At 67.1% G+C, this 8,530-nt stretch carries 12 protein-coding genes and 1 pseudogene; 6 read left to right on the top strand and 7 right to left on the bottom strand.

Features of this window, described 5'->3' with window-relative positions; all coding sequences use genetic code 11:
• Both WA965_RS05365 and WA965_RS05360 read right to left on the bottom strand, forming a co-directional pair.
• Positions 1 to 460: copper resistance CopC family protein (locus tag WA965_RS05365; RefSeq protein WP_526447198.1), on the bottom strand; the 460-nt coding region annotated here is incomplete at its 3' end.
• A gap of 11 nt (positions 461 to 471) precedes the next feature.
• Positions 472 to 1,128 carry a DUF6474 family protein gene (locus tag WA965_RS05360; protein WP_526301437.1) on the bottom strand — a complete coding sequence of 219 codons (657 nt, stop codon included), beginning with the start codon at positions 1,126 to 1,128 and terminating at the stop codon, positions 472 to 474.
• A gap of 215 nt (positions 1,129 to 1,343) precedes the next feature.
• On the opposite strand from WA965_RS05360, the gene WA965_RS05355 reads away from it, so the two are divergent.
• The 3 genes from WA965_RS05355 to WA965_RS05345 all read left to right on the top strand — a co-directional run bounded on the left by WA965_RS05355 (position 1,344) and on the right by WA965_RS05345 (position 4,104).
• Positions 1,344 to 2,357, top strand: a complete 1,014-nt coding sequence (locus WA965_RS05355) for a hypothetical protein (protein ID WP_526301439.1) — start codon at positions 1,344 to 1,346, stop codon at positions 2,355 to 2,357.
• Positions 2,358 to 2,419: 62 nt separating this feature from the next.
• Positions 2,420 to 2,911 (top strand): ImmA/IrrE family metallo-endopeptidase, encoded by a 492-nt coding sequence (locus WA965_RS05350; protein ID WP_526301441.1) that lies wholly within the window; start codon positions 2,420 to 2,422, stop codon positions 2,909 to 2,911.
• A complete protein-coding gene (locus tag WA965_RS05345) occupies positions 2,908 to 4,104 on the top strand; it encodes a hypothetical protein (RefSeq protein ID WP_526301443.1) in 1,197 nt (398 codons plus the stop codon). The genes WA965_RS05350 and WA965_RS05345 overlap by 4 nt, the downstream gene beginning before the upstream one ends.
• 33 nt (positions 4,105 to 4,137) lie before the next feature.
• Here WA965_RS05345 and WA965_RS05340 read toward each other — a convergent pair whose 3' ends face one another.
• The 4 genes from WA965_RS05340 to sodN form a co-directional block, all read right to left on the bottom strand.
• A complete protein-coding gene (locus tag WA965_RS05340; RefSeq protein WP_526301445.1) occupies positions 4,138 to 4,536 on the bottom strand; it encodes a transcriptional regulator in 399 nt (132 codons plus the stop codon).
• A 421-nt stretch (positions 4,537 to 4,957) separates the two neighbouring features.
• Positions 4,958 to 5,677, bottom strand: a complete 720-nt coding sequence (locus WA965_RS05335; RefSeq protein ID WP_526447197.1) for a TMEM165/GDT1 family protein — start codon at positions 5,675 to 5,677, stop codon at positions 4,958 to 4,960.
• A gap of 264 nt (positions 5,678 to 5,941) precedes the next feature.
• Positions 5,942 to 6,475 carry a peptidase gene (locus WA965_RS05330; protein WP_178359695.1) on the bottom strand — a complete coding sequence of 178 codons (534 nt, stop codon included), beginning with the start codon at positions 6,473 to 6,475 and terminating at the stop codon, positions 5,942 to 5,944.
• 176 nt (positions 6,476 to 6,651) lie between these two features.
• Entirely contained in the window at positions 6,652 to 7,074 is a 423-nt protein-coding gene (sodN, locus tag WA965_RS05325; RefSeq protein WP_526302024.1) for a superoxide dismutase, Ni, read from the bottom strand.
• Between the two features lie 22 nt (positions 7,075 to 7,096).
• Here sodN and WA965_RS05320 point away from each other — a divergent pair, with 22 nt between their 5' ends.
• A complete protein-coding gene (locus tag WA965_RS05320; protein WP_526302026.1) occupies positions 7,097 to 7,450 on the top strand; it encodes a S26 family signal peptidase in 354 nt (117 codons plus the stop codon).
• A gap of 4 nt (positions 7,451 to 7,454) precedes the next feature.
• Here WA965_RS05320 and WA965_RS05315 read toward each other — a convergent pair whose 3' ends face one another.
• Entirely contained in the window at positions 7,455 to 7,613 is a 159-nt protein-coding gene (locus WA965_RS05315; protein ID WP_178359697.1) for a hypothetical protein, read from the bottom strand.
• A 370-nt stretch (positions 7,614 to 7,983) separates the two neighbouring features.
• Here WA965_RS05315 and WA965_RS05310 point away from each other — a divergent pair, with 370 nt between their 5' ends.
• Together WA965_RS05310 and WA965_RS05305 are read left to right on the top strand one after the other, a co-directional pair.
• The gene (locus WA965_RS05310) at positions 7,984 to 8,325 is read left to right on the top strand and encodes a rhodanese-like domain-containing protein (protein WP_526302028.1); all 342 of its coding nucleotides are present in this window, start codon (positions 7,984 to 7,986) and stop codon (positions 8,323 to 8,325) included.
• 36 nt (positions 8,326 to 8,361) lie between these two features.
• Positions 8,362 to 8,530 (top strand): annotated as a pseudogene (locus WA965_RS05305) (DUF4328 domain-containing protein); the annotation flags it as partial.

The raw sequence follows: 8,530 nt of genomic DNA, 5'->3' as shown, positions 1-8,530 counted from the left end.
GTTCGGGGGCGGCCACGGGCGACGCGGACGTCGTCGGCGACTGCGCGGTGCCGGGGGCGGACGCGATCAGGCGGTACGACCACGACCCGGTGACGACGTGCCCGTCGGCGGAGGTCGCCCGGTAGTTCACGGTGTACTCGCCGGCGGGACCGCCGGGGCGGACACCGACGCTGATCACCGCGCCGTCGACACCGGGTTCACCCTCGGACCACTGCTCGCCGTCGGGTCCGATCACCGTCATCGCCGCGAACCGGGGCTGCATCGGCTCGTTGAAAGTCGCGCTCACGCGGGTCGGCTGCTCGGTCAGTTCGGTGTTCTCGGCGGGATCGCCGGCGATCCGGGTGGCGTGTGCCCACGCCGGTCCGGCCTGCGTCAGTGCCCCGGCGAGGAGACCGACGACGAGCGCGGCGAAGGCGAGGACAAGGACCGTGGCGGAAACGGCGCGCTGCAGTGCTCTCATCGGCTCGGTTGTCAGACCACGCCCAGGCGTGCCAGCAGGTCGGCGTCGATGCCGTCGAGTTGCTCGGAGATGGCGGCGTGGGCGGCTTTCCGACGTGCGGTGGGCATGTTCTCCGCCGCAGTGACCGCGGCCGCCAGGTCGCTGAGCCGCTCGGTCATGGCGGCGGCGAACTGCTTGGTCTCCGGGTCCTTGGGCTTCTTCTCGGTCAACTGGCGCAGCGACTGCTCGGCCCCTGCGATCCGCGCCGAGAACTGGGCGCCGTGCCCGGAGAACTGCCCGAGCTGGCTCAGCGGCACCCCCAGCTTGTCGGCGCGACGCTCGTCGATCAGGCCGCGAGCGGCGATGGACGCGCGGTAGACCAGAGGCACCACCACCGGGGCCAGCAAACGCGACACGGTGAGTGCCCTGCGAACCTTCGTGGGCGAGAACAACTTGCCTTCGCGAGCGGCCTTCAACTGGGTTTCAGCAACTTTGAGCGCCGCCCGGTCACTGTCGCGTTGCGCGTTGAGCTGGGCCCGCAGAGCTCGCGTCTGGGCTTTCTGCTCGGACTTGAACCGACGGACCTCGTTCTTGGCCGACAGCCTGGCTTCGAGCTTCGCCTTCGCTTTGATCGCGCGGGCCTCGGCCCTGCGGGTGGCGCGGGATTTGCGTCGTTTGAACAGACTCATCCCTGCGGCCTCCCAAGATCTTTCGTCGACACGTCCCGCCGGGTATTCAGCGGCGGCGCTGACCAAACCCTAGCGTTCGGCACCGACCGGGGTGGCTGCGGCCCGGCAACCAAGCCGTTTGGGCTTCTCAGCAAACCGCAGTGCGCGATTGTGCGAGAATCGACCCAGCATCGGGGGTCGGACGGCACCAGGTACGTCGAAGGGCAGGTGGCGACGTGGGTTCGCGTGCGCGTGTTGCCGCAGCGGCCTGCGTTGCGGCCTCCGGATTGCTTTTCGGCGGTGTCGGCAGCGCCGTTGCGGTCGCCGATCCGGGGCAGACCACCGGCGGTGACACGTCAGGTCGCCAGACCGACGCCGCGTCATCGGCGGATGATCGCCCTGACACCGGGGAATCGGAGGGGGATCCCTCCAGGTCCGATCGTGAGGGCGACAAGCGCGACGGCGCCGCGGGTTCCCGCGGCGACCAGGAGTCCGGCGACGACGCCGAACCCGCAGTCCGCGAGGACGACGGGACGGTCGATCCGGACGACGGGACGGTCGATCCGAAAGCCGAAGCCGACCCCGAGGTTCCGCCGCGTGACGAAGACGGGGAGAAGGAACCACCTCCACCGTGCTGTGACGACGGCGAAGACGACTGCTGGCCGTGGCCGTGGCCGTGGCCGCAACCCGACACCGACCCGCCGCATTCGGGCAGCGACGGCGGTTATCCGGGACGGCCTCCGGTGGAGCTGCCGTTCCCGGTCCCACCGGTCGGCCTACCACCGGAGTTCCCGCCCCCGGTCGGGGAGCCGATCGAGCCCGAGATCGTGGATACAGTGCCCGGTGTGGGGGTGGCTGGAGGGTTCTCCGGCGCTCCCGTCAGCGTGCCCGTTCTTGTTGTCGCCCCGACCGGTCTGGGTCCCGGGCCGACCGGTCTCGGTGCCGGTCCGGCGGGCGGCGGTGGATCGTCGTTGCCGGCGGCGCCGCGCCAGGGTCCTGCGGAACCGCCCAGGGTCCGTGAGCCGCAACCGGCGACCGTGGGCGGCGCTGCCACCCTGCCCGCGTCGTCTTTCCGCGTCGGATACGGAGAGTATTTGAGGTCCGCCGGAATGGCGCAGATCGCGGTGCTCGCGGTGCCGGGTCTGCTCGGGATTCTGGTACTCACCGGAGCGGGTGGCTTCGTGGGGTACCGCCAGGCCAAAGCAGGCCATGCGGTCCGCCACAGCGGTGTCGGGCGGTACATGAACTAGCGGGAATCGCTCGCCTCGCGACGGCGGGCAGCGGATAGTGGAGATCATCGAGAGGGGGAGACATGCCTGCGAGCCGCCGCGTCACCCGCGCGGTCAGCGAAGTGCTCGACCTGGCCCCGAAACGGGGCGAGGTGTCGCTGCCTCGACTGGTCGAGGCGGTCAGTGAGAACCGCGGCAGGCCGATCGAGCTCACCACCGCCGACCTGCCGCCCGGGGTCTGCGGTCAGTGGCGCCAGTATGCGGATCACGACGTGTTCCTGATCCAACAGGGCCTGCCCGCCTGGGACCGGACGCTGGCCCACGAACTCGGACACCTCGTGCTCGGTCACGACGGCATCCCCGTCGTTCAGGCTGCCAAGGAGAGCACCGAGGTGGCCAGCTCCGAGCTGATCGGCTACATGCTCAATCAGCGCACCGGCTGCATGGGCCCCAACGGTGAGGACCAGGAGCAGGAGGCCGAGGACTTCGCCGCGCTGCTCATCTTCCGGCTGGGGCGCCTGCCCTCGGACCGGTCGTCGATCGTCCAGGTGCGACTCGGAGAGGCGTTTGGTTGATCATCTGGGTGATCGCCGGCCTGCTTGGCTTGGCCACTGGCCTCCGGATCGGGTGGGCGCTGGTCAACAAGCAGTCGCTGGTGAGCACCGCGATGATCCTGGCTCTCGGCAGCCTGGGTGCGGTGGCGGCGCTGAACTGGCAGCCGTTGACGCTGCTGCTCGACACCCTGCTGCGTTGGCCCAACATCTCGATCGGGCTGAGTCAGGTGGCGTTGATCGCCTGCGCGGCCGGCAGTTGCGTGATGATCACGACGGTCTCGTCGATCCGGACGCCGGCGGTGGCCAAGAAGATCGCCCTCGCGCAGTACAGCGTCGCCGCGGTGATCGCGGTGGCGAGCATGGTCATCTTCTTCTCCAACGGTCAACAACCGGAGATGTCGCCCGAGGAGTACCTCAGGCGCCATCTCGGCTCGGGTGACGCGTCGCTGACCTGGCTGCTTCCACTGCTGTACGTGATGTTGGCTCTGAGCCTGGTGGCGTGGGCGGGCCTGCGGCACTCCAACCGCAGCAGGCGGGGGCGCGCGCTGTTCGTCTTCACGATCGGGATCGTCCTGATCGTGATGGCGCTGGCTTTTGTCCTGCTACGCGCTGCCGGCACCAGCGACCGAGTGGGGATCGGAGCCGCCGCGACGCTGCTGGGGTGCGCGATGCTGATCGTGGCGGCCGGATCCCTGCTGCCCAGTGTCGAGGACTGGTTCGGCGCCAGGCGGGAACTGCGCACGATTCAGCCGATCCTCGACGAACTCGGTCGCCGACATCCCGACGTCGGGATCGGTGTCCGCCCACGAGGGCCGCTGGTGTTCCGGGTGGCCGAGCGGATGTCGCTGATCTCCGATGCGCTGTTCCTCGAGGCCACCGCTGCCGACGGGGCACTGCACCGCATCGACGCCGCGGGCTCCCGGCCGGGGCGCGGTGGGACCGAAACCGGCGATCGCGACAACCCGGAAGACCTGGCTGACCTGCCCGCACTGGACGTCTCGCCAGAGGACCAGGCAGCAGCTCTCGCCCGATGGATTCACCAGGGTAGCGACGGCGCTGGTGCGGGGGAGCGGGCCGAGTTCCCCGGTTTGGCGTGGCTGCGCCAACCGGAGAGCTACTCGGACCGAGAGTGGATCCTCGAAATCGCCAGGCAGTACCGACAGCTCACCCTCGGTGTCGCCGACGTCGGGGAGAATCCACAGAAGCAGGCCTGATTCGCCGGCGTCTGTCGAGACCCGGCGAGCGGGCTAAGCGTCCAGGTTCTCGCGACGACGCAGTTCATCGACCTTCTGCGAGATGTCCTGCTTGGCTTCGGCGGAGAGTCCGACCGTGCGCGCCGCAATACGGCGAACACCTTCGTCACGCATTCCGGCCAGCCACGTGAGCTCCTTGTCGAGCTTCTCGTAGTACTCGTCGTCGGTGAAGTACGCCGGCTTGATGCGGAAGAAGTTGGCAAGCGCCGCCATCGTTGCCGCAGACGGGTTGGTTCGGTTGCCGGAGCGCAGCTGCGACAGGTACGGGGCGGACATGGTGACCCCCTCCGACTTCAGCGCTGCGATCACTTCGGCCGAGGTGTGGGGACCCCGTCCTGGCGGGTAGACCACGTCGAACAATCGGTTCAGACGAGCGGCGAAAGTATTGCTCATTGGGTTGACCTCCACATGCAGACGAGCGGTGTTCTTGGGCGGCGTATTTGCTGATCATCGTAGCGACAGTTGTGTCGACAACCAAGTGCAAACCGAATAATAGGTTAACGCGGATCGACGTCGCGGCCCGCCGCTCCCGGGCCGAACGACGGTGGTGCGGGACGGTTCGATCGCCCCGCCACGGTGCAGCCAAGCAAATAATAACGGTCCCGTAGCAAGCGTACGCGCACCATGTGCATCATCGAGGCGGACGGACCTGGCAGTTTACTGTGGGCAACTCCCGCACCGAAGCTGCAACAAAGTATTTGCGTTTGCTGGCTACTTACGAGCACAGCACTTCAGCGCAATCCGCGACGTGCTCCGGTCCACGTGGAACCCCAGGCGACAGCTGTCAGCGCGCGAAAGTCAGGCAGGATAACTGTCAGTAGCCAGTGGCATGCCCGGGCGCCTCTGCCGGAGTTTCCTGTTCGGCCGGCCGATCAGCGCGTCGCCGGCGGCGACCCCACGACACGAGGGCGAGCGACGCCGCCAGCGTCGCCACCGCGCCGGTGACCGCGACCGCCACCCAGGGGAGCCCCAGGCCGCCGTTGAAGAACAGGAAGAGTCCGAAGAGGAGGAACAGCACGCTCGCCAGGCCGTGTAGGAACCGCTCGGGAAGCCGCTTGTGCATCAGCACTCCGACGGCGATGGCCACGCCGTCGGCCAGCACCATGCCGATCGTGGCGCCGATCCACACGCCGGCCCAGTGGTGGTCGCTGGCCAACGCCACAGTGGCGAGCATGGTCTTGTCACCGAGTTCGGCCAGAACGAACGAGGACACGATCGCGAACACCACGAACCGCGGTTCGGCGACCCGCACGTCGTCGTCACTGTCCTCGCCGCGGGAGCGCCAGGTCCACCACGCGAACAACAGGAAGGCGAGGGACGCGGCGAATGCGATGGGCCGCTCCGGCAGCGTCATGCCCAGGAAATGGCCGATCGCGACCGACAGGCCGTGAACCAACATCGAGGCGATCGCCACCCCGGACAGCACCACCCACCAGCGGTGGCGCAGCGCGTAGGTCATGGTGATCAGCTGTGACTTGTCGCCGAGTTCGGCGACGAACACCACGGCGAGACTGACGAGGATGGCGGTGAGCATGGGAGACCTTTCGACTCTCCGCCTGACAGAAGGCCACGCCATCGGTCAGGCTTCGGTCGAAGGTCTCGCCCACCGCCTCCCGTGATCGGAATGCGGTTCGCCGGCCGGGCTCACGCCAGTATGTCGACACGACGATTGGGGGCTACTCCCCTTCGCTGATGACACTGACCATAACCGGCGACGAGCGACTGCGCCAGCGCAGGAGCAGATTTCGGACAGCCGAATCCAACGTTCGGTGAGTCGAATATTCAGATTCGAAATCCCTTACGCGGCAAGGAGCATCGCAAGAATCGCAGTGTCGGGATGGCTGATCGGGTCGACACCGACACGGCTCACCATGGACGTGACTGTGCCGTCGGACTCTGCCTCGACCCAGGCGGCGCGGTGTTCCAGGCCCAGATGCGGCAGTCCGGGTAGCAGGACGCAGCCCGAGGCCGCGCCGCTGCATTCGGGAAGTGACGGGGTGGTTTCCGAAGGAGGGTGCAGCATCAGCAGTGCGGGTGGTTGGCGGTTCGCGAAATGACCTGGTGCCATGGCGGATTCACCCACAACAGTGCCTTCGGCCACCACCAGGCCGACGGTGCCGGGTTCGGGTTCGTCCGGCAGCTCCTCGCGAACTCCGAAAATCGTTGTGGTGGAAAGCAATCCCGGCAGCGATGCGACGCGCACGGCGACCATGAGAAGCTGCGCCCACTCCTTTGTCGAATCCGGCCAGCGGCCGGACACCACAAACCCTTTGAGGGACCCACGCGAATGAAACGGCGCGATCTCGATCGCCCGTCCGGATCCTAGATCCATTCCGCCTCCCGGCATCCTGATGAAAATGCCCGACACGACTGTGGGTCGATCAGCTCAGGATGAGGCAGGTGCCCCTTGGCACGCAAGTGGACACGAGTGCCAGTCGCAGAAAAACGAAACCCGGCCCGGTGCGAGACCGAGCCGGGCGACGCCGGTTTGGGAACTTCGGGTAGCCGTCAGGCGGGCGGGTAGACCCCCATGCCCTTGGCCTTCTCGGTCTGCCAGAAGATGTCGGAGATCTCGTCGATGGTCTTCAGAAGCTTCTCTGCGACAGCCACATCGAGCGACTTCTTCACGTCGCCCGCGCCGTGGACGCCGTCCCAGAACAGCTGGTGCAGGTTGGGGAACTGCTCGAAGTGGTCCTTGGTGAAGAAGTCGGCCCAGAGCACCATCAGGTGATGCTTGACCTCTTCGGCGCGCTGCTCCTTGATCAGGATTGCGCGGATCTTGAAGTGCTCGTCGTCCGAGTCGTGGTACTTCTGGAGCGTTTTGAGGCACGAGAGTGCCTCGATCTTGGCCTGCGCCGGGTCGTAGACGCCGCAGTACAGGTCGCAGTGGGCATGGGCGGGGGTGGCGTTGGAGAAGAGTCGATGCAGCATGTACCTAACTTACCCTTAGCTCATGCGCTGTAACCATCGGCTTCAGGCTGCTCTTCGTCGCTGGCCGATACGCGGCTTCGTCGTCGTCGAGGACTCCATGCGGCCGACCCTCAACCCCGGCGACGGGCTGCTGGCGCTGCGTGACGACAACCCACAGCGCGGCCAATTGCGACTCTTCCGGCATCCGGCGAAGTCATCGCAGTGGCTCGTCAAGCGTGTCGGTGATGTGTACCGCGGGGAGCGGAGTGTGACGTTCGAAGCACGCTCGGACAACCCGAACGCGCCGAGGGCCGCCGACTCCCACGATTTCGGGTGGGTCGAGGCGGCCGAAACCTACCGGGTGATCTGGACGGCGAGATCCGGCGAGAGCCGGTGAGCGTTCAGAACAGGACGATCAGTGCCAGGATTCCGAGCAGCACGAGCGCGATGACCCCGGCCCGCAGGCACGCCATCAGCTGGCTGCGGTTGTAGACGCGCGGGGAGGACTGCCATCCGGATTCCTGGAACGCGGATCCCGAGTTCATCGACGACGATGCCATCAGATGTTCCTCACCTGCACGCTTTTACCTCCCCAGTGAGATCAGTCACAGAGTGACTCATGTGACGCCGATCATAGCCCCTGGTGATCGCCGCACGGAAATCGAGTCTGTGACGGTTTTCCGCGGGCATGTTATTGCTTAGCCGTGCGAGTGATTTCGCTCGTGCGGTGACGCGCCTGTTGATCGCTGCGGCGTGGCGGCCGAGAGTTATCCCCAGGCGCTGCGGTTGATCACACCGTTATCGCCGCTCAAGCACCGTGAGACCCGAGGCACCTCTGTGGATGAACCTGTGGAAACTGTGGATAGCCCGCCGATTGCTGACACTCCCGGCGGGTGGTCCCCGGCGGCCGGACCGTGCCAGCATGGGGTCATGGACGACACAGACGTGCCGCAGGCGGCGATTGGTGAGGTTCCCGCGACGCCCGGTGACGGGGTGGTGCTGCTCGACGTGCGCGAGGACGACGAGTGGCAGCGCGGCCACGCACCGGGTGCCCAGCACATCCCGATGGGCGATGTTCCGGCTCGGATGGCGGAGATCGACACCGACGCCGACCTCTATGTGGTCTGCCACGCCGGGGGCCGGTCGCAGCGGGTTGCGCAGTACCTCGCGCGCAATGGCTACGAGCCAGTCAACGTCACCGGCGGCATGTTGGCATGGGCAGGGGCGGGACGTCCCGTGGTGACCGACGACGGCGGCGTGGGCACGGTCTGAACCGGACCCCGCCGCTCCTCCCATTAGGCTGATCAGATGATCCAGGTGTGTTCCCAGTGCGGGACGCGGTGGAACGTTCGCGACCGGCAGCGCGCCTGGTGCCCGCGGTGCAACGGTTCGCTGCTCGCCCCGTCGGCTCCCGCCGGTCAGGCGCAGTGGGGGCCGCAGCAGACACCGGCTCAGCCGGGGCAGCGCCGTTCCGGAC

The sequence above is a fragment of the Mycobacterium sp. genome (assembly GCF_049683935.1).
Lineage (GTDB): Bacteria > Actinomycetota > Actinomycetes > Mycobacteriales > Mycobacteriaceae > Mycobacterium.
This window is presented reverse-complemented; position numbering and strand designations above follow the sequence as displayed.